Here is a 19,854-nt window from a genome sequence, read left to right on the forward strand (position 1 = left end):
CACATCATTAACTGAACCAACGCTACCAGGGACAAGCCCCCCTTCCACACTTGATCTGCGCCGTGACTTATATCTCCACAAACAAAAAGGCCCGCTAAGTCAGCGGGCCTTTTTTGTTGAAGCTGTTTCAGATCAGAACCTGAACACTTCCATATCCGTACGAATGGGCGTAGCCATCGGCATCTTCGGCTTCTGCGGCTCTGCTGGCTTGGCCTGTACCGCCGGAGCTTGCTTGCGCGGCGCCTCGGCAATCGGCGGCTGGTTAGCCAGTGGTTTGAGGGCCACCGACAACTGCTGTGCCAAGTGCTGCAACAGCACGCCCTGGGCCTGGACCTGGGATGCCGTGGAACCGGTGTGTTCTTCCTGCAGGTGCACGATACGGTTATCGCGCACCTGGCCACGACGGTCGATCAAGCGCCACTGTGCATCCAGGATTGCCGGTTGCGACACACCCGAGTCGAGGCGCGTAATGGTCAGTAGCACCTGCACATCCGGGCTGAAACCCGTCGGTGCGGGTGCCAGTACCACGCGCTGGCTATCGAGATGGCCCGCGACTTGGCGCAATACCAACTGGTTGATATCCGAAGACAGGCTACCCGCCCAACGACCATCGGTGGAACCTTGCAGGCTACCGTCATTCTGACGCTGCAGCAGGGTTTCGCGTTGCAGGTAGTCGGCAACGACCACCGGGCCCAGCAGAACTGCCATACCGGCACTTTGTGCAGGTTGCGCCGGACTTCCGCTGTCCAGCTGGTACAGCGACACCGGTTGGTGTGTGCTGCAACCCGCCAACCCCAAAAGGCCAGCGAGCATCAAAAATAAAGGAAGGCGTGGAGCAGTCATCATCCCATCCAGGTGGCTGCCACAAGGCGAACCACAATGTAATACTAAAAATAACCTAAACACGCTCGGCCACGCCGGCGCTGGAAAGGCCATATCATCCGTGAATATGCGCCATGACTCCAGCGCCAAAGAGTCGATCTACGCTTTAAATCGTAGATCGAGGGCTCTAATACGCCTTAAACCGGCGTTTCCACCAGCAAAGCATCCACACGCTGGAAGCCGCGAGGCAGTTTATTACCGCGACGACCACGCTCGCCCTTGTAGTGTTCAAGGTCGTCAGGGCGCAATGACAACGTGCGCTTGCCGGCCTGGAGCACCAGGGTGGAACCTTCCGGGATCACCGCGATGTCGGTCACGTACTCTTCGCGACTGGCCACCCGCTCCCCTGGAATACCAATAATCTTGTTGCCCTTGCCTTTGCCCAGCTGGGGTAGATCGCTGATCTTGAACACCAGCAGACGCCCTTCGGTGGTCACCGACGCCAGCCAATTGCTCTCACGGTCATCTACCGGTCGCGGCAGGATCACCTTGGCGTTATTCGGCAGGCTCAACAACGCCTTGCCCGCCTTGTTCTTGGCCTGCAGGTCTTCACCCTTGACCACAAACCCGTAACCGGCGTCGGAGGCGATGACGTACAGCGAGTCATCGTCCGGCAGCAGCACGCATTCAAAATTCGCCCCTGGTGGCGGCGTTAGACGCCCGGTCAACGGTTCGCCCTGCCCCCGTGCTGACGGCAAGGTGTGCGCCGGCACTGAATAGCTGCGTCCCGTGGAGTCGATAAACACCGCAAACTGGTTAGAACGCCCGGCCGCGGCGGTTTTAAACCCATCACCCGCTTTGTACGACAAGCCAGTGGCGTCAATATCATGCCCCTTGGCAGAACGAACCCAACCCTTTTCCGACAGAACGACGGTAATTTTCTCGTTTGGCAGCAGTTCGGTTTCTGTCAGCGCCTTCGCTTCAGCACGCTGCACGATTGGCGAACGACGGTCATCGCCGTAGGTTTCGGCGTCTTTGATCAGCTCGGTACGCACCAGCTTTTTCAGCTTGGCTTCGCTGCCCAACAGGGCTTGCAGCTTGGCTTGCTCCTTAAGCAACGCGTCTTGCTCGTCGCGCAGTTTCATTTCTTCCAGTCGCGCCAATTGACGCAAGCGGGTGTCGAGGATGTAGTCAGCCTGGATCTCGCTCAGCTCGAAGCGCGCGATCAATTCGGCTTTCGGGTGCTCGGCGGTACGGATGATGTGAATCACTTCATCCAGGTTGAGATAGGCAATCAGCAAGCCGTCCAACAGGTGCAGGCGGCGCTCGACCTTGTCCAAGCGGAATTGCAGGCGGCGACGAACGGTTTGTACGCGGAACTCCAACCACTCCACCAGCAGGTTGCGCAGGTTTTTCAGCTGCGGCTTACCGTCCAGACCGATGATGTTGATGTTGACCCGGTAGCTGGACTCAAGATCGGTACTGGCGAACAGGTGCTGCATCAGCACTTCGTGATCGACCCGGCTGTTGGTCGGGATGATCACGATACGGCATGGGTTTTCGTGGTCGGACTCGTCACGCAGGTCGGCGACCTGGGGCAGTTTCGACGGTTTGGCCTGCATCAGCGCAGCAATCTGCTCCAACACTTTGGCGCCCGACACCTGATGCGGCAGAGCGGTGACGATAATGTCGCCGTCCTCAATGTGGTACACAGCGCGCATGCGCACCGAGCCCTTGCCGGTTTCGTACATCTTCAGCAGATCAGCGCGCGGCGTGATGATTTCCGCTTCGGTCGGGTAGTCCGGGCCCTGGATATGCTCACAGAGCTGCTCGACGGTCGCCTTTGGCTCATCCAGCAAGCGTACGCAGGCGGTGGCGACTTCCCGCAGGTTGTGCGGCGGTACGTCGGTGGCCATGCCGACCGCGATACCGGTGGTGCCATTGAGCAGGATGTTCGGCAAACGTGCCGGCAACACCAGAGGCTCGTCCAGTGTGCCGTCGAAGTTCGGGCCCCAATCCGCAGTACCCTGGCCCAGTTCGCTGAGCAGCACTTCCGAGTAACGCGACAACCGCGCCTCGGTGTAACGCATCGCGGCGAAGGACTTGGGATCATCCGGCGCACCCCAGTTACCCTGGCCGTCCACCAGCGTGTAGCGGTAGCTGAACGGTTGGGCCATCAGCACCATGGCCTCGTAGCACGCCGAGTCGCCATGGGGGTGGAACTTACCCAGCACGTCACCGACGGTACGCGCCGATTTCTTGTGCTTGGAATCGGCATCCAGGCCCAACTCACTCATGGCGTAGATAATGCGCCGCTGTACGGGCTTGAGGCCGTCGCCGATATGCGGCAACGCGCGGTCCATGATCACGTACATGGAGTAGTTGAGGTAGGCATTTTCGGTGAAGTCAGCCAGCGACCGGCGTTCTACGCCGTCTAAGCTGTCTGCGAGGATGTCACTCATGCGGGCCTCATCATTGTTTGGTAAGGCGCAGCGGAAATGCCGCTGCGCTGAGTCAATTCAAGTGTTTGATCATTCACGGCTGGGCACTCCAGCCGCCGACCGGGGCGGCAAAACGATAGACCACCGGGCGTTTTTCACCATCGGCGCGAGGGCCGAAGTTGTTGTCGATACCCAGCCATGCGCCTTCAGCATCAACCACAAGGGCTTCGGCAAGACCATAGGGCTGGGCATAACGCCGCTCGGGCGCCAGGGTTTCGTCGGCAAACGACCAGCACAGCTCGACCTTGGCGGTGACCGCATCGCGCCGGCAAATCTGGAACGCGTTGCGCTCCAGCGTAAACAGCTTGCCGTTGAACAGGGAGAGATCAGCGAAATCCTTGGACACGGGCTTGGCGTCGGTGAATTTAGCCGGTTGTACCTCCTGGCCGGCCTCACTTAACAACACGCAAGGGCCCTCACAACTCCACAGGCTTTGCCCACGCTTGATGGAAATTAAGCCACGCCGCTCACGCTCGGCCGCCAGCCAGATTTGATTGCCTTCAGGGTTCACCGCCAAGCCTTCAAACAGCGCATTGAAGTGCAGCAACATGCCACTGGCCCGGGCCTCACGCACCATGCTTGGGGCAATCTTCAGCCATTCAGGTGCGCCGATGGCAGGCACTTGCAGCACTGCCGCATGGGCTTCACTGACGATGTAGCGATTACCGGCAACATCGCAGCTGATGCCTTCAAAGTCCAGGTCGCCACCGCGAATAAACGAAGCAGCCGTGGTGCGCGAACGCAGCCCCCAAGGCAGACCGGACTCTGGCACGGGCGGCACTTCGATTTTCACCGTTTCGGCCTGCCAGGTCGGCGCGCTGATATCCAGCCGGTAGATCTGATCGTCGTCACGGTCGGAAACCGTCCACAGGTCCTTGCCGCACACAGCCAGACCCGACAAGTTGCCGCCGCGCATGCCATCCACCGGGTGCTCGGACACGAGTTTGAGCTCTGCTACGGGCGCAGCAACCACCGGGGTGGCCGCCAGCCCGCTCATCATCAGGATCGCCAGGACGACGCCTGTGCGCATCAGCCCACCACCTCGGCCAGGTTGCCTTTGGATTCCAGCCAGGACTTGCGGTCCGGCGCGCGTTTCTTCGCCAGCAGCATGTCCATCATTTCCGAGGTGGCGGCGTAGTCTTCCAGGGTCAACTGCACGAGGCGCCGGGTGTTGGGGTCCATGGTGGTTTCACGCAATTGTGGCGGGTTCATTTCACCCAGACCTTTGAATCGCGTGACCTGCGGCTTGCCACGTTTCTTCTCGGCCACCAGGCGGTCGAGGATGCCATCGCGCTCCGCTTCGTCCAGGGCATAGAAAATCTCCTTGCCCAGGTCGATGCGATACAGCGGCGGCATGGCGACGTAGACGTGACCGGCATCCACCAACGGGCGGAAGTGCTGCACGAACAGGGCACAGAGCAACGTGGCGATGTGCAGCCCGTCGGAGTCGGCGTCGGCGAGGATGCAGATCTTGCCGTAACGCAGTTGGGCGATATCCGCAGAACCTGGGTCGACACCAATGGCCACGGCGATGTTGTGCACTTCCTGGCTGGCCAGGACTTCGCTGCCGTCGACTTCCCAAGTGTTAAGAATCTTGCCGCGCAACGGCAGGATCGCCTGGAATTCCTTATCCCGCGCTTGTTTGGCGGAACCGCCGGCGGAGTCACCCTCCACCAGGAACAGTTCGGAGCGCATCGGGTCCTGCCCCGCGCAATCGGCCAGTTTGCCTGGCAGTGCCGGGCCTTGGGTGATGCGCTTGCGTTCAACCTTCTTACTGGCTTTGAGGCGACGGCCGGCGTTATTGATCGCCAGTTCAGCCAAGGCCAAGCCAAGCTCAGGATGCTCGTTGAGCCACAGGCTGAAGGCGTCCTTAACCACACCAGAGACAAACGCCGCCGCCTCGCGGGACGACAGACGCTCTTTGGTCTGGCCGGAGAACTGCGGTTCCTGCATTTTCATCGACAGCACGAACGCGATGCGCTCCCACACGTCTTCCGGCGCCAGCTTCACGCCGCGCGGCAGCAGGCTGCGGTATTCGCAGAATTCGCGCATGGCATCGAGCAGGCCCTGGCGCAAACCATTGACGTGGGTGCCGCCCTGAGCCGTGGGAATCAGGTTGACGTAGCTTTCCTGCACGCTGTCGCCGCCCTCGGGCAACCACAGCAGCGCCCAGTCGACGGCTTCTTTATTGCCGGCCAGACTGCCGCAAAACGGCTCGTTGGGCAGGCGCTCGAAGTCGCTGACGGAATCTTCCAGATAAGAGCGCAGGCCGTCTTCGTAATGCCACTCGACCTTCTCACCGGTGCCTTTGTCTTCAAAGGTCACCAGCAGGCCCGGGCACAACACGGCCTTGGCCTTGAGTACGTGTTTGAGGCGGCTGATGGAGAATTTCGGCGAATCGAAGTATTTCGGGTCCGGCGCGAAGTACACGCTGGTACCGGTATTGCGCTTGCCCACAGTGCCGATCACTTCGAGGTCGGTGGCTTTGTAGCCATCGGCGAAGGTCATCTGGTACTCGTTGCCGTCGCGCTTGACCTTGACCCGCACCAGCGTCGACAGGGCGTTGACCACGGAAATACCCACACCGTGCAAGCCACCGGAAAACTGGTAGTTCTTGTTGGAGAACTTACCGCCGGCGTGCAGCTTGGTGAGGATCAGCTCGACGCCTGACACGCCCTCTTCCGGGTGAATGTCCACGGGCATGCCGCGACCATCGTCGGACACTTCGAGGGAGTGGTCAGCGTGGAGAATGACGTGCACCGACTTCGCGTGCCCGGCCAAGGCTTCGTCAACGCTGTTGTCGATGACTTCCTGGGCGAGGTGATTCGGCCGGCTGGTGTCGGTGTACATGCCGGGGCGTTTGCGCACCGGGTCGAGGCCCGAGAGGACTTCGATGGCGTCGGCGTTATAAGAGCTAGCGCTGGGAGTGGCCATGGGGTCTCGTCGTGAGTCGTTCGATTAAAAAGTAACCTGCGGTTTTCAAGGCAATTACAGTGCCGAAAAATCGAAGGATTGATACTGATCTGCGCCAATGCCGGCAAAGCTCAACAGCGCCGGCAATTGCTGGGCGAACCCTTGGTAACCATGGTCGCCACCGGCCTGGATGCGCAAGGCGCAGGCCCGGTAATACTGTTGGGCGAGGCGATAATCCAGGGTTTCATCCCCGGTCTGCAACCACACCTGATAACGCGCAGCATCCTGGGGTGCCGGCACTTCCAACTCGGCGAGTGCCGTGACGTGGTCGTGGGTCAGTTCCCAGGTTTCATCGGTGTAGAGGTTCTTCTGGGTGCCCAGGTAGCCATCGAACATCCGATGGGGGCTCACCGCCGGGTTGACCAGCAGCGCCTTGAGGCCATGGCGCTCGGCAAGATGGGTTGCATAGTAGCCGCCGAGTGAGCTGCCGACCAGCAGTGGCCGCCCCAGTTGGGCAATGGCTTGCTCCAACTGAGGAATTGCCTGACGGGGGTGGTGATGCAGCGCCGGCACGCGTAGTTGGTCGGCCAGGCCGAGGCTGTTCATCACGGTGATGAGCTGGCTGGCCTTGTTGGACGCCGGCGCACTGTTGAAACCGTGGATATACAGGATCGAAGCAGACATACCGGGCTCTCCGTGCTTGCGCCAAAAGCGCGCAGTTTACAGGTAAATCTCAGTAGCCGTTGCTACCGTAATCCACCGTAAACGCGAACCCGACCAAGCGCTCTACCCCGGTCTCCAGCCGCCCGTCGGCATGCAAACGCAACCAACGATACCCCGGCGCCTGCTCACTGACCTTGAAGTCCTCGCTGCCCGGCGCGAACTGGATGCAAGTAGACGGCGACGCTAGCAAGCGCACGCCATTACGTTCGCGGTCGATTTCCTGGTGCACATGCCCCCAGAGCACTGCCCTGACTTGGGGAAAGCGGTCCAGCACGGCAAACAACGCTTCGGGATTGCGCAGGCCGATGGGGTCCATCCACGCACAACCGAAAGACACTGGGTGATGGTGAAAGCACACCAGATGATGACGGCCGGGGGCTTCACTCAGGGCTTGGGCCAGCAATTGCAGTTGCGAGTCCTGAAGGTAGCCTGGCACCGAGCCCGGTACGGCGGAGTCCAGCAGTGTGATGCGCCAGTTGCCCACATCCACCACCGGTTCAAGCAGGTCGCTGTGCGCAGCGGCGTGCGCCATGATTTGCGGCTCGTCGTGGTTACCGGGAATCCAGCGGGCAGGGGCGCCGATGGATGCGGTCATGTCGCGAAATTGCTGGTACGACTCCAGCGTGCCGTCCTGGGACAAGTCCCCGGTAGCCACTATCAGGTCGATTTGCGGCTGTTGCTGGCACACCAACTCAATTACACGCCGCAGGCTCTCACAGGTATTCATACCCAGCAGCGTGCCGTCGGCCTCGGCAAACAGGTGGCTGTCGGACAGTTGCACCAGCAACGCCGGCGCATCGGGGTTCACGGTGGATACGCTCGGCAAGGCGCTCTCCCAAGGCAATCACAGGAATAGACAATTGGGGCGATTATGCTGGGGCAGAACGCAAAGAGGAAACCCAAGGAAGCAGACGCAGTTCACATCTACCGCACGACCTCAAACTCATGACCCAGAGCCAGGCAATGGCTCAACCACTCGCCGAGGAACACATTGAGCTGTGCTTTCTCATCGGGCTGGTGCATGAACACATTTGGATAAGGATAGATGCTGCGGAAGCGTCGTGCATGTTCGGCGCTGATCACTTCGGCCATGCGGGCGTCGTGGTAGACCTGCACTTCCAGTTGCGGCACCGGCAGCCAAGGCAGGCTGTGTTCCTGACGCACGCGCAGGGTGGTGGTGTACGGACAGTTGACGATAACTTCCAGGGCCAGTACGCCGAGCATTTGGTCGCCATGGGTCACGCCGATGCGCCGTGCCTCGGGGGCGTGGCGCATGTCGGGCAACAGGCGCATCAGCCGCGCATAGTTGGCTTCGCAGGCGGCTTGCAGCCCGATCAGGTCGACTCGATAACGTTCCCGTGCCTTTACTGCCATAACCCCCTCACTTCCGCGCGATTAAGCGCAAGCCATTGCAGGGCGATAATGCTGGCTGCGTTGGAAATCTTGCCGTCGCGCACCGCTTGCAGGGCATCTTCGAAGGCCCAGACGGTGACGCGGATATCTTCTGCCTCTTCTTCCAATCCATGGACACCACCTGCACCGGCGCTCTCGCAACGGCCCAGGTACAAATGCACAAACTCGGTACTGCCACCGGGCGACGGGAAATACTTGGTAATCGGCCACAGCGCGGAGAACGTCAGCCCAGCTTCCTCCTCGGCTTCGCGGTGTGCAACCTCCTCCGGCTCTTCATCCTTGTCGATCAGGCCCGCGACCATTTCCACCAGCCAAGGGTTGTTGCTGCGGCCCATGGCGCCTACACGGAACTGCTCGATCAACACCACTTCATCGCGCTGCGGGTCGTACGGCAAGACACACACCGCGTCGTGACGGACGAAGACTTCGCGGTTGATCACCCGGCTCATGCCGCCATCGAATTTTTCGTGGCGCAGTTGCACGCGATCAAGCTGGTAGAAGCCCTTGTAGGCATTGTCGCGCTGAACAATTTCGATTGTGCTCGGCGTCGATTTTGCTGTGTCCGTCATATCCCTTCCTCGTTATGCCTGAGCAATTCGCGCCATCCTAACGCGCTCCCGCCCTCGGATGCAGCCCCTTTCCGGTTGCCGGGATAGACGGCGGGCGTCAAACTCACTCTAATCAGCTTAGTGGCGAACTGACTGCCTTGCTGGTAGTCGAAGCTGCACAATTTCGCTCTTATCGATAGACGAAGGACACCCATGTCGCTTTTAAAAATCGCCTCCGTGGCCTGCATCGCCTTGACCCTCGGCGCCTGCCAAAGCTTGTTCCAACCCAACTGGCGTACCCCGCTGGAAGCCACCCGCGACACCACTGAACAAACCCGGCCGGGCTGCGCCAGCGCCGATTGCGCACTGGTGAATATCGACACCGTGCACTTCGCCAAGGAACCCAAGCTGGACGCGCTGATCGAACAGCGCCTACTGGAAATGACCGGCGCCAACCCGCTGCCGACCAGCCTTGAGACCTATCGCGAGCAATTCCTGAAAACCGCGGCCCCAAGCAACAGCATGTATTTGCAGGCCAAGGTACGGGAGCAGCATGACGGCTTGGTGATCATCGAACTGTCCAGCTATCTGGACCAGGGTGCCACCCATGGCGAGCCGGGCCGCGCATTCATCAACTATTCGCGCCAGCAGCAAAAGGCCCTATCGCTCACCGACATGCTACTGCCGGGTAAAGAGGACGCCTTCTGGAAAGCCGCCCAAGTGGCACACAACAGTTGGTTGATCAGCACCCGCCTGAGCCTGGAGCCGGAGTTTGTGAAAACCTACCCCTTCCAGAAAACCCCGAACGTTGCGCTGACCTATGGTGGCGTGGTCCTCAAGTACCCCACCACCACCATCGCGCCGTATGCCTTGGGCCATGTCGAGTTGCAGATTCCCTACTCGCGCCTGGACGGCATTCTCAAGCCTGAGCTGGTACCCGCACGCCGCTGAAGGCCCGACCCAGGATGAACTGCAGCAGCCCTGCCAGCACCAGCGCCGGCAGGGTTGCGCCGACATCCGGGTACAGATTGGCCAACAGATGGTAAGTGGCAATGCCACCTAACCAGGCCAACAGCGCCGGCCAACGCAGGCCGGCAACCACACCCTGACCACGACGGCGCAGGATGAAATGATCCACCAGCACCACACCGAACAACGGCGCAAACACTGAGCCGATCAATAGCAGGAAGTTCTGGTACTGGGCCAACGGCGCGAAACAGGCGATCAAGGTGCAGATGACACCGATGGCCAACGCCAGATGCTCGACTTTCAAGCGCAACAGAACCCCGCTGGACACCGCCGCCGAGTGAATATCGGCAAAAGCATTTTCCGACTCGTCCAACAGGATCAGCAGCAGCGGAATCCCCAGGCCGGCGCCAGCCAAAGCCAGGAGCAGCGCGTTCACTTCACCGCTCGGCGCAAATGCCAGGGTGTAGGCCACGCCCAGGCTCATCAGCCAGAAATTGCCGATAAAGAAGCCCACCGCGGTGCCGCCGAACACGCTTTTAGCGCGCTTACCGAAACGGGAGTAATCGGCAATCAGCGGTAACCAGGACAGCGGCATGGCGATGGCAATATCGAAGCCCACGGCGAACGGCATCGAACCATCACCGGCCTGAGCCCATAGCGCGGCCAAATCAGCCTTGGCGAACAAGTTCCAGGTGAGCCACAGACAGGCGGCGAGCAGCAGCCAGATGCCCCATTTGCGCAGGATCTGACGCACAAAGGTCAATGGACCGCTGACTGCCAGCAGCGTCGCCAAGCCGCCGAAAAACAGCGTCCACAGCAACGGGCTGGCCAGCAGGCTGCCCTCGCTGAATGCTCGCGTACCCAACAGGCTGGCCGCATCGCGCATCACAATGATTTCGAATGAACCCCAGCCGATCAACTGCAGCAAGTTGAGCAACGCGGGCAGGCTCGCGCCTTTGGCACCGAGGCTGAGCTTGAGCGCGGCCATGGCGGACAGGCCGGTGTCGCTGCCGATCACGCCGACGGCGGCCAGCAACAACACGCCGACCAGAGTGCCGAGGAAGATTGCCAGCAATGAACCCGACAGGCCCAGCCCCGGCGCAAGCAAAGCGCCGGTTTGCAGGACCATCAGGCCAATGCCGAGGGAGAACCATAGGGAGAACAGGTCGCGGGCGCCGAAGACACGTTTGTCTTGGGGGACTGCGATGTCCGGTGAGTAGGTGCTCGGTTGAATGTTCAAGGGTGTTATCTCTGAGGGGCATGTGTTGTTTGAAAGATTGCTATCGGGGGCAAGCCCCCTCCCACATTTTGAATGGCGAACACGTTCAAGTGTGGGAGGAGGCCTGCCCCCGATGAGGCCCTTAAAAGCACCTGCAACCTCGGATCAGACCTTCTTATAAAGCTGACTACCTTCCTGCTTGAACCGCTCTGCCTGCTCCGCCAAGCCCTTGGCCACGTCCACATCCACCGCTTCAATGCGCTGGTTGGCCGCGTATTCACGCACTTCCTGGGTGATTTTCATCGAGCAGAATTTCGGCCCGCACATCGAGCAGAAATGCGCGACCTTGGCCGAGTCCTTCGGCAGGGTTTCATCGTGATAGGAGCGCGCGGTATCAGGGTCAAGGCCGAGGTTGAACTGGTCTTCCCAGCGGAACTCGAAGCGCGCCTTGCTCAAGGCGTTATCGCGGATCTGCGCGCCCGGGTGGCCTTTGGCAAGGTCGGCGGCATGGGCGGCGATCTTGTAGGTGATGATCCCCGTCTTCACGTCATCCTTGTTGGGCAGGCCCAGGTGCTCCTTGGGCGTGACGTAGCACAGCATGGCGCAACCGAACCAACCGATCATCGCCGCACCGATACCGGAGGTGATGTGGTCGTAACCCGGCGCGATGTCGGTGGTCAGTGGCCCGAGGGTGTAGAACGGCGCCTCGTCGCAGCACTCCAGCTGCTTGTCCATGTTCTCTTTGATCAACTGCATCGGTACGTGGCCGGGGCCTTCGATCATGGTTTGCACGTCGTGCTTCCAAGCGGTTTTGGTCAGTTCACCCAGGGTTTCCAGCTCGCCGAACTGCGCGGCGTCGTTGGCGTCGGCAATCGAGCCGGGGCGCAGGCCGTCGCCGAGGGAGAAGCTGACGTCATAGGCCTTCATGATTTCGCAGATTTCGTCGAAATGCGTATAGGTGAAGTTCTCTTTGTGGTGCGCCAGGCACCACTTGGCCATGATCGAACCGCCACGGGACACGATACCGGTGACGCGCTTGGCAGTCAGCGGCACGTAGCGCAGCAGCACGCCGGCGTGGATGGTGAAGTAGTCGACGCCCTGCTCGGCCTGTTCGATCAAGGTGTCGCGGAACAGCTCCCAAGTCAGGTCTTCGGCGGCGCCGCCGACTTTTTCCAGGGCCTGGTAGATCGGCACGGTGCCGATTGGCACTGGGGAGTTACGGATGATCCACTCGCGGGTTTCGTGGATGTGCTTGCCGGTGGACAGGTCCATCACCGTGTCCGAGCCCCAGCGAATGCCCCAGGTAAGTTTCGCCACTTCTTCTTCGATGGACGAACCCAGGGCGCTGTTGCCGATGTTGCCGTTGATCTTCACCAGGAAGTTACGGCCGATGATCATCGGTTCCAGCTCGGTGTGGTTGATGTTCGCCGGGATAATTGCGCGGCCACGGGCGATTTCTTCGCGCACAAACTCGGGGGTGATGATTTTCGGCACGCTGGCACCGAAGCTGTGGCCGGCGTGTTGCTGGTCCAACAGACCGCTGGCGCGGGCTTCTTCGAGCTTCATGTTTTCGCGGATGGCGACGTATTCCATCTCGGCGGTGATGATGCCTTTGCGCGCGTAGTGCATCTGGGTGACGTTGGCGCCGGCCTTGGCGCGGCGCGGATTTTTCACATGCGCAAAGCGCAGTGCGGTCAGTTCGGCATCGCTCAGGCGCTGCTGGCCGAAATGCGAGCTGAGGCCGGACAGGCGCTCGGTGTCGCCGCGCACTTCGATCCACGGCGAGCGCACATCGCCCAGGCCTTTACGCACATCAATGATCACATTGGGGTCGGTGTACGGGCCGGAGGTGTCATAGACCATCACGGGCGCGTTGATTTCACCGCCAAAGTCGGTAGGGGTCACGTCCAGGCTGATCTCACGCATCGGCACACGAATGTCCGGGCGAGTGCCTTGCACGTAGATTTTTTGCGAGCGGGTAAACGGCTGCACAGAGCCGGAGTCGACCTTGGCCGATTCACTTAAATGCACAGTGTTTTTTAGTTTTGTAGTCATCACGGGCTCCAACTTATCCAGGCGGTGGATTTTTGTCGGAGCGAACCTGTGACGGATGGACGCACTGAAACCAGTGCTGTGCTTGGCGCACGAGGACTGTTCGATTGTCGAACAGCATCCCGGACGAAGCACAAGAGGACTCGCCGGGTGACGAGAAATCTTGTTCCCTACGCAGGCGTTAACCTGATCAGGTTCAACGGGATCCGGTATTTACCGATCTCAGCCTTCCAACAAGGCACCCCGACAAGAACGCGGCCAGTCTAGACCATGGCGTGGGCAAATTGCCAACAGTGGAGCATTCAGCGTGATGAATGGCGCAATTACAGGATTGTTGTGCCGGGGTCGCGCCACTACACTCGGATGCCGCCTCAAGGCTTGACGCCAGAAATGACCAGCCGTAGCCTTGGGCGCTAAATTATCGCCGTAATATTCACACTAGGGATCGCCTCATGCTGCGCAAACTTTCACTGGCTGTTGCCGTGTCTTGTGCGACCAACGGAATGGTCTGGGCAGCTGAAGCGCCCTTGTCTGCCAGAACCGATCTGGTCAGCGTCTATCAGGAAGCGGTGGATAACAACGCCGACCTGGCCGCCGCCCGTGCCCAATACGGTGCGCAAAAAGAAGTGGTACCCCAGGCCCGCGCCGGGCTGCTGCCGAATCTGTCGGCTGGTGCCGATATCAACAATGTGCGCACCCAGATCGACACGCCCTCGGCCACCGCCAACCGTGACGCCCATTCCTGGCGCGCGACCTTGAGCCAGCCACTGTTCCGCGCCGACCGCTGGTTCCAGCTACAAGCCGCCGAAGCCGTCAACGAGCAGGCCGCATTGCAACTGTCGGCCACCGAACAGAACCTGATTCTGCAGAGCGCCGAAAGTTACTTCGCCGTGCTGCGCGCCCAGGACAACCTGGCCTCCACCAAGGCCGAAGAAAATGCATTCAAGCGCCAACTGGACCAGTCCAACGAGCGCTTCGATGTGGGCTTGTCGGACAAGACCGACGTGCTGCAATCCCAGGCCAGCTACGACACCGCTCGCGCCAACCGGATCCTGGCTCAACGCCAGGTGGAAGACGCCTTTGAAGCGCTGATTACGCTGACCAACCGCCAATACAACTCGATCCAAGGCATCGTGCACACGTTGCCGGTGTTGCCGCCGCTGCCGAACGACGCCAAAGCGTGGGTCGAAACCGCTGGCCGCCAAAACCTGAATCTGTTGGCCAGCAACTACGCCGTCACCGCCGCTGAAGAAACCCTCAAACAGCGCAAGGCCGGTCATGCGCCGACTCTGGACGCAGTGGCGCAATACGAAAAAGGCGACAACGACGCGCTCGGTTTCAGCAACCCGAATGCTTTCGGCACGCCGTATCGCGGCGACGTCGAGCAGCGCACCATCGGCCTGCGCCTGAGTATCCCGCTGTACAGCGGCGGCCTGACCAGCTCGCAAGTGCGTGAGTCCTACTCACGCCTGGGCCAGACCGAGCAGCAGCGCGAGGGCCTGCGCCGCCAGGTGGTGGAAAATACGCGCAACCTGCACCGCGCGGTGAACACCGATGTGGAGCAGGTGCAAGCGCGCCGCCAGTCGATCATCTCTAACCAGAGCGCGGTGGAAGCCACGGAAATCGGTTACCAGGTGGGTACGCGCAATATCGTCGACGTGCTGGATTCACAGCGCCAGCTCTACTCGTCGGTGCGCAACTACAACAACAGCCGCTACGACTACATCCTCGACAACCTGCGTTTGAAGCAGGCTGCGGGCACCTTGAACCCTGGGGATTTGCAAGACCTGGCACGCTACCTCAAGGCGGACTACAACCCGGACAAGGACTTCCTGCCGCCGGACCTCGCCAAGGCCGCTGCCGAACAACTCAAGGCCCGCCCGGGATACTGAGCACACGACAAAACAACTGTGGGAGGGGGCTTGCTCCCGATAGCAATCTTTCAGGTCAGTCGTTTTGACTGACACTCTGCTATCAGAAGCAAGCGCCCTCCCACCTTTGGATCGGCGCTGGGTCAGCGAGCGATCAATCGGCCCAAACCATCCAGCAACCGCTTCAGCGCGCCCTGATTAGCCTGCATCACTTTGAGCCCCGCCTGCGCCATTTTGCGCGCATCCTGCGGCAGTTCGAACAGCTGTCGCACGGCTTCGGCCAACCCTTCAGCGTCATCCACCTCACGCAACGCACCCGCTTCGCGCATCATCGCGGTGATTTCGAGGAAGTTGAACACATGGGGCCCCATGATCACCGGCTTGGCCAGTGCCGCCGGCTCCAGAGGATTGTGCCCACCGGTCGCCACCAGGCTGCCGCCGACGAAGGCGCTGTCGGCGAGGGCGTAGAGAAACAGCAACTCGCCCATGGTATCGCCGAGCAGCACTGAAGTTTGTGCGCTTACGGGCTCGCCTGTAGAACGGCGCACCGTGGCAAATCCTTGCTGCTTGCACAGCTCGAACATCGGGCCGAAGCGTTCCTGATGACGCGGGACCAGAATCAGTAACGCGTTGGGATAGTGGCTGAGCAACTGACGATGAGCGGCCAACACCACTTCATCTTCACCTTCGTGAGTACTGGCGGCGATCCACACGGGACGCTCGCTGGCGCCCCATTGCTCGCGCAAGGCGGCGGCACGCTCAAGTAGCTGCGGGTCGATGGTCAGGTCGAACTTGATAGAGCCGGTCACTTCCACAGTCTCCGGCCGCGCGCCCAGGCTCAAGAAACGTTGGGCCTCGGTTTGCGTCTGCACAGCAAACAAGCTCATTTCAGCCAGCATCGGCGCCGTCAGCTTGGCGAAACGCCCATAGCCCTTGGCAGAGCGCGCCGACAGCCGCGCATTGGCCAGCGCCACCGGAATTCCGCGCTGGGCGCAGGCGTGGATATGGTTGGGCCACAGTTCGGTTTCCATGATCACCGCGAGCTTGGGCTGCACGCGATCGAGAAAACGCTTGGCGGCGCACGGCAAGTCATAGGGCAAATAGCAGTGCTGGATACGCGGCTCGTTGGCGAACAACGCCTGGATCCGCTCGGAACCGGTGGGCGTCATGCAAGTGACGGTGATCGGCAGCTGTGGATAACGCTCCAGCAGCCCACGGATCATCGGCGCAGCGGCAATGCTTTCGCCCACTGACACGGCATGCACCCAGATTCCGCCAGGCTGCATCACCGGCAAGCCATAGGAAAACCGCTCGCCCACGCGCCTGGCGTAGGCCGGTGCCTTGCGCGCGCGCAGCCACAGACGTAAAGCCACCAACGGCAGCGCCAGGTAAAACAGACAGCTGTAGAGAGTTCTATTCATGGCGGCGGAGTTTATCCACTTTTTCAATCAATCGCCCGCAGGCACTCGGCAAAACGTTCGGCAAGGAAACGCGCAGCAGGCCCAAGGTGCTCGTCGCGACGCCATACCAGCTCCACCACCAGGGCCGGCGGCGTCCATTCGCTGTCCAGCTCCACCATTTGTTGCTGATAGGTCGGGTATTGCACGATATGCCGCGGCAACCAGGCCCAGCCCAGCCCACTCATCAGCCATTCGGCCAATACGTAGAAACTGTCGGCGCGCCACACCAGCGGACTGGCTGCTTCGCTGCCGGGGTAGACACTGGTCTGAGTCGACATCAACAGCTGCCGGTACTGGGCCAAGCGCTGGCACGTCACGTACCCGTCCTTGGCCAGCGGATGGTTCACGCCGCAGACGGTGACCATTTCCACACTGCCCACCACGCGCCGCTCAAGGGCCTCGGGAATCTGGTCGTGATAGAACAACAGGCCCAGGTCTGCCTTGCGCTCCACCAATTTGCGCGCCACGTCGCCTTGGGCGGCACTGGACAGTTGCACTTCCAGCAACGGGTATTGCACCGCCAGCGCCTCAAGGCTATCGAGCACCGGCTGGAACAACATCGCCTCGTCCTGAGCCAATCGCAGGCAGGCTTCTTCACCACGGGTCAATGACAGCGCGCGGCCATTGAGCCGCTCACATTGGCGCAACACTTCGCGTGCTTCCTCCAGCAACACGCTACCGGCTTCAGTCAGGCGCGGCTGGCGCCCGCTGCTACGCTCAAACAGGCTCACCCCCAAGTCCGCTTCCAGCAATGCAATCCCATTGCTTACCGCCGATTGCGCCTTGCGCTGCCCACGCGCCACCGCTGAAAACGAACGCTGCTCGGCGACGTCGACAAATAGACGCATCTGTTCAAGATTCCACTGCATGGCCAACCCATCTTCAAATCGGATAGGTAATGACTTTACCCCATCTGGTAAAGCCCTAAAATGCCGACCTTATCAAGTGCGCTGTACACCGAGGATTGACGCCATGAACCCTGCCTACTACTACCTGGCTATCGCCATTTGCTCGGAAGTGATCGCTACCGTCTCGATGAAAGCCATCAAGGGTTGGAGCACGCCGATCCCGTTGTTGCTGGTAGTCGTCGGGTACGGCGTGGCCTTCTGGATGCTGACGCTGGTGGTGCGCACAGTGCCGGTGGGTGTGGCCTACGCCGTGTGGGCCGGGATGGGTATCGTGATGGTCAGTATCGCGGCGCTGTTTATCTATGGGCAGAAGCTGGATGTCCCGGCGATGCTGGGGATGGGGCTGATTGTGCTGGGCGTGGTGGTCATCCAGTTGTTCTCGAAAACCGCCGGGCACTGACCGCTACTCAACAGCCTGTATACTGCGCCTCTTGTCTTGAACACTGAGGTCGCCCATGCCATCCGTTATTTCCACCGACGTTCTGATTGTCGGCGCCGGGGTTGCCGGCCTCTGGCTGAATGCGCGGCTGCGCCGCCAGGGGTTTTCCACGGTGGTGGTGGAGAGCGCCACCTTGGGTGGCGGGCAAAGCGTGAAGTCCCAGGGGATTATTCACGGCGGTGCGAAATACGCCCTTCATGGCGCCCTTACCGGCGCCTCCGAAGCGATTGCCGACATGCCGCGCCGCTGGCGTGAAGCCTTGGCGGGCAACGGCGAACTGGACCTGTCGGGCGTGCGTTTGCTGTCCGAAGCCCATTACCTGTGGTCCCCCGGCACCCTCGCCGGCAACCTCACCAGTTTTTTTGCCAGCAAGGCCGTGCGTGGCCGTGTCGATCAGGTCAAGGGCGACGACCTGCCACCGGCGCTGCAAGACCGCCGCTTCAAGGGCAAGGTGTATCGCCTGGCCGAGTTGGTGGTTGATGTACCAAGCCTGATCGAACGCCTCGCGCAGCTTGCCGGTGACGGCTTGCTTGCAGGTCAACATATCGAACCGCTGCTGGACGCCAACACGCTGGTGGGCTTGAAGGTGGATGGCCGTGAAATCCGCGCCCAGCGCATTGTCTTGAGCGCTGGCGGCGGCACCGCTGAACTGCTGAGCACCCTTGGCCTGAACAATCCGGCCATGCAAAAACGTCCACTGCATATGATCATCGCCAAAGGCCCAGGCCTGAAGCCGCTGTACGCCCACTGCCTGGGCGGCGGCACCAAGCCACGTATCACCGTGACCACCCACCCGGCTGCCGATGGCAACTGGGTGTGGTACATGGGCGGTGATATTGCCGAGGCCGACGGCGTTGCACGTACGCCCGAGGAACAAATCGCCACCACCCAGAAAGAACTCGCGCAATTGCTGCCCTGGATCGACATGAGCCAAACCCGCTGGGCCACTCTGCGCGTCGACCGCGCCGAACCGCTGCAATCAGGCCTCAGCCGTCCCGACAACGCCTTTGTCGCCGACGAAGGTCGCCTGCTGGTGGGCTGGCCGACCAAACTGGCCTTGGCGCCTGACTTCGCCGATCGCGTAATTAACAGCCTCGAACGTGACGGCATCCGCCCAAGCGCAGTTGAACCGCTGCCGGACCTGCCAAAACCCGCCCTCGGCGTTCCAGCTTGGGAGCAACTGTTACCATGAGCCTGCCAACTTTGCACGACCTGCATCGCCCTTTGGGCAGCACCGGCATTCTGGTATCGCCGCTGGGCCTGGGCACCGTCAAGCTGGGCCGTGACCAGGGTGTTAAATACCCCAACGGTTTCCAGATTCCGGATGACGACGAAGCGCGAATGCTACTGCGCCAAGCTCGTCAGCTTGGCATCAACCTGATCGACACCGCGCCGGCTTATGGGCGCAGCGAAGAACGCCTGGGGCCGCTGTTACGCGACCAACGTAAGGATTGGGTGATCGTCAGCAAGGTAGGCGAAGAGTTCGAAAATGGTGTCTCCCAGCACGATTTCAGTGCCGCCCACACTCGGCTGTCCATTGAGCGCAGCTTGAAACGACTTGAAACGGATTTTATCGACCTGGTGCTGGTGCATTCCGATGGTAACGACCTGCACATCCTCAACGAGTGCGAGGTCTACCAGACCCTCGCAGAGCTGAAAAAAGAGGGCAAGATTCGCGGTTTCGGCTTCTCCGGCAAAACCGTCGAAGGCGGCGTGAAGGCTCTGGAACAGGGTGATTGCGCGATGGTCACCTACAATTTGAACGAACAGGCGGAGAAAGCCGTCATTGATTATGCAGCGGCCCATGGCAAGGGCATCTTGGTCAAAAAGGCACTGGCCAGCGGCCACGTTTGCCTGGAGCCCGGAATGGATCCAATACATGCCAGTTTCATGCTGTTGTTTGCGCAAACCGGCGTCGCCAGTGCTATTGTCGGGACCATTAATCCGCTGCACCTGGCCCATAACGTGGCGACCGCTGCCAAGGTCATTCGTCAACTCTGATGCCGCCCACGCGGC

Annotated in this window: 17 protein-coding genes and 1 riboswitch; of the genes, 5 read left to right on the forward strand and 12 right to left on the reverse strand. The window is 60.7% G+C overall.

The genetic code is table 11. The annotated features are described in order from the left end of the window. Nucleotides 1-132: 132 nt before the first annotated feature. The 8 genes from G9Q84_RS22150 to G9Q84_RS22185 form a co-directional block, all read right to left on the reverse strand. Nucleotides 133-843, reverse strand: a complete 711-nt coding sequence (locus G9Q84_RS22150; protein WP_032890454.1) for a PqiC family protein — start codon at nucleotides 841-843, stop codon at nucleotides 133-135. 176 nt (nucleotides 844-1,019) lie between these two features. Further along, nucleotides 1,020-3,284: a DNA topoisomerase IV subunit A gene (parC, locus tag G9Q84_RS22155; RefSeq protein ID WP_032890452.1), complete on the reverse strand. Its 2,265-nt coding sequence runs from the start codon at nucleotides 3,282-3,284 to the stop codon at nucleotides 1,020-1,022. A gap of 73 nt (nucleotides 3,285-3,357) precedes the next feature. Further along, nucleotides 3,358-4,353: an esterase-like activity of phytase family protein gene (locus G9Q84_RS22160; RefSeq protein WP_181644097.1), complete on the reverse strand. Its 996-nt coding sequence runs from the start codon at nucleotides 4,351-4,353 to the stop codon at nucleotides 3,358-3,360. After that, the gene (parE, locus tag G9Q84_RS22165) at nucleotides 4,353-6,257 is read right to left on the reverse strand and encodes a DNA topoisomerase IV subunit B (RefSeq protein ID WP_032890449.1); all 1,905 of its coding nucleotides are present in this window, start codon (nucleotides 6,255-6,257) and stop codon (nucleotides 4,353-4,355) included. The genes G9Q84_RS22160 and parE overlap by 1 nt, the downstream gene beginning before the upstream one ends. Before the next feature lie 54 nt (nucleotides 6,258-6,311). Then, complete coding sequence (locus G9Q84_RS22170; protein ID WP_032890447.1) at nucleotides 6,312-6,920, reverse strand: YqiA/YcfP family alpha/beta fold hydrolase; 609 nt, start codon at nucleotides 6,918-6,920, stop codon at nucleotides 6,312-6,314. Nucleotides 6,921-6,969: 49 nt separating this feature from the next. Beyond that, nucleotides 6,970-7,785 (reverse strand): 3',5'-cyclic-AMP phosphodiesterase, encoded by an 816-nt coding sequence (cpdA, locus tag G9Q84_RS22175; RefSeq protein WP_181644098.1) that lies wholly within the window; start codon nucleotides 7,783-7,785, stop codon nucleotides 6,970-6,972. 98 nt (nucleotides 7,786-7,883) lie between these two features. Next, nucleotides 7,884-8,333 (reverse strand): DUF1249 domain-containing protein, encoded by a 450-nt coding sequence (locus tag G9Q84_RS22180; RefSeq protein WP_003171323.1) that lies wholly within the window; start codon nucleotides 8,331-8,333, stop codon nucleotides 7,884-7,886. Beyond that, the gene (locus G9Q84_RS22185; protein ID WP_032890443.1) at nucleotides 8,324-8,941 is read right to left on the reverse strand and encodes an NUDIX domain-containing protein; all 618 of its coding nucleotides are present in this window, start codon (nucleotides 8,939-8,941) and stop codon (nucleotides 8,324-8,326) included. The genes G9Q84_RS22180 and G9Q84_RS22185 overlap by 10 nt, the downstream gene beginning before the upstream one ends. 192 nt (nucleotides 8,942-9,133) lie before the next feature. On the opposite strand from G9Q84_RS22185, the gene G9Q84_RS22190 reads away from it, so the two are divergent. After that, nucleotides 9,134-9,871 carry an RsiV family protein gene (locus tag G9Q84_RS22190; protein ID WP_032890438.1) on the forward strand — a complete coding sequence of 246 codons (738 nt, stop codon included), beginning with the start codon at nucleotides 9,134-9,136 and terminating at the stop codon, nucleotides 9,869-9,871. Here G9Q84_RS22190 and cytX read toward each other — a convergent pair. Together cytX and thiC are read right to left on the reverse strand one after the other, a co-directional pair. Beyond that, nucleotides 9,840-11,129, reverse strand: coding sequence for a putative hydroxymethylpyrimidine transporter CytX (cytX, locus tag G9Q84_RS22195; protein ID WP_179179597.1), 1,290 nt, complete (start codon nucleotides 11,127-11,129; stop codon nucleotides 9,840-9,842). The genes G9Q84_RS22190 and cytX overlap by 32 nt on opposite strands. Before the next feature lie 144 nt (nucleotides 11,130-11,273). Beyond that, nucleotides 11,274-13,163 (reverse strand): phosphomethylpyrimidine synthase ThiC, encoded by a 1,890-nt coding sequence (gene thiC / locus G9Q84_RS22200; RefSeq protein ID WP_181644099.1) that lies wholly within the window; start codon nucleotides 13,161-13,163, stop codon nucleotides 11,274-11,276. A gap of 147 nt (nucleotides 13,164-13,310) precedes the next feature. Beyond that, nucleotides 13,311-13,416, reverse strand: a riboswitch (TPP riboswitch). A gap of 196 nt (nucleotides 13,417-13,612) precedes the next feature. Here thiC and G9Q84_RS22205 point away from each other — a divergent pair. Continuing rightward, a complete protein-coding gene (locus G9Q84_RS22205; protein ID WP_095186078.1) occupies nucleotides 13,613-15,052 on the forward strand; it encodes a TolC family outer membrane protein in 1,440 nt (479 codons plus the stop codon). A 122-nt stretch (nucleotides 15,053-15,174) separates the two neighbouring features. Here the strand turns inward: G9Q84_RS22205 and waaA are convergent, their stop codons facing one another. Then, nucleotides 15,175-16,452: a lipid IV(A) 3-deoxy-D-manno-octulosonic acid transferase gene (waaA, locus tag G9Q84_RS22210; protein ID WP_181640332.1), complete on the reverse strand. Its 1,278-nt coding sequence runs from the start codon at nucleotides 16,450-16,452 to the stop codon at nucleotides 15,175-15,177. Nucleotides 16,453-16,475: 23 nt separating this feature from the next. Then, a complete protein-coding gene (locus G9Q84_RS22215; protein WP_032890428.1) occupies nucleotides 16,476-17,366 on the reverse strand; it encodes a LysR family transcriptional regulator in 891 nt (296 codons plus the stop codon). Between the two features lie 97 nt (nucleotides 17,367-17,463). Between G9Q84_RS22215 and G9Q84_RS22220 the strand changes: the two genes are divergently transcribed. From G9Q84_RS22220 to G9Q84_RS22230, 3 genes are read left to right on the forward strand one after another with little or no spacing between them, the layout of a single operon-like run. Then, nucleotides 17,464-17,799 carry a DMT family transporter gene (locus tag G9Q84_RS22220; RefSeq protein WP_032890426.1) on the forward strand — a complete coding sequence of 112 codons (336 nt, stop codon included), beginning with the start codon at nucleotides 17,464-17,466 and terminating at the stop codon, nucleotides 17,797-17,799. A gap of 55 nt (nucleotides 17,800-17,854) precedes the next feature. Continuing rightward, on the forward strand, nucleotides 17,855-19,030 hold the full coding sequence (locus G9Q84_RS22225) for an NAD(P)/FAD-dependent oxidoreductase (protein ID WP_181644100.1): 1,176 nt from the start codon (nucleotides 17,855-17,857) through the stop codon (nucleotides 19,028-19,030). Further along, entirely contained in the window at nucleotides 19,027-19,839 is an 813-nt protein-coding gene (locus G9Q84_RS22230; RefSeq protein ID WP_032890423.1) for an aldo/keto reductase, read from the forward strand. Before G9Q84_RS22225 ends, G9Q84_RS22230 begins: the two co-directional genes overlap by 4 nt. Nucleotides 19,840-19,854: the final 15 nt, after the last annotated feature.

The organism is Pseudomonas sivasensis, assembly GCF_013778505.1.
Lineage (GTDB): Bacteria > Pseudomonadota > Gammaproteobacteria > Pseudomonadales > Pseudomonadaceae > Aquipseudomonas > Aquipseudomonas sivasensis.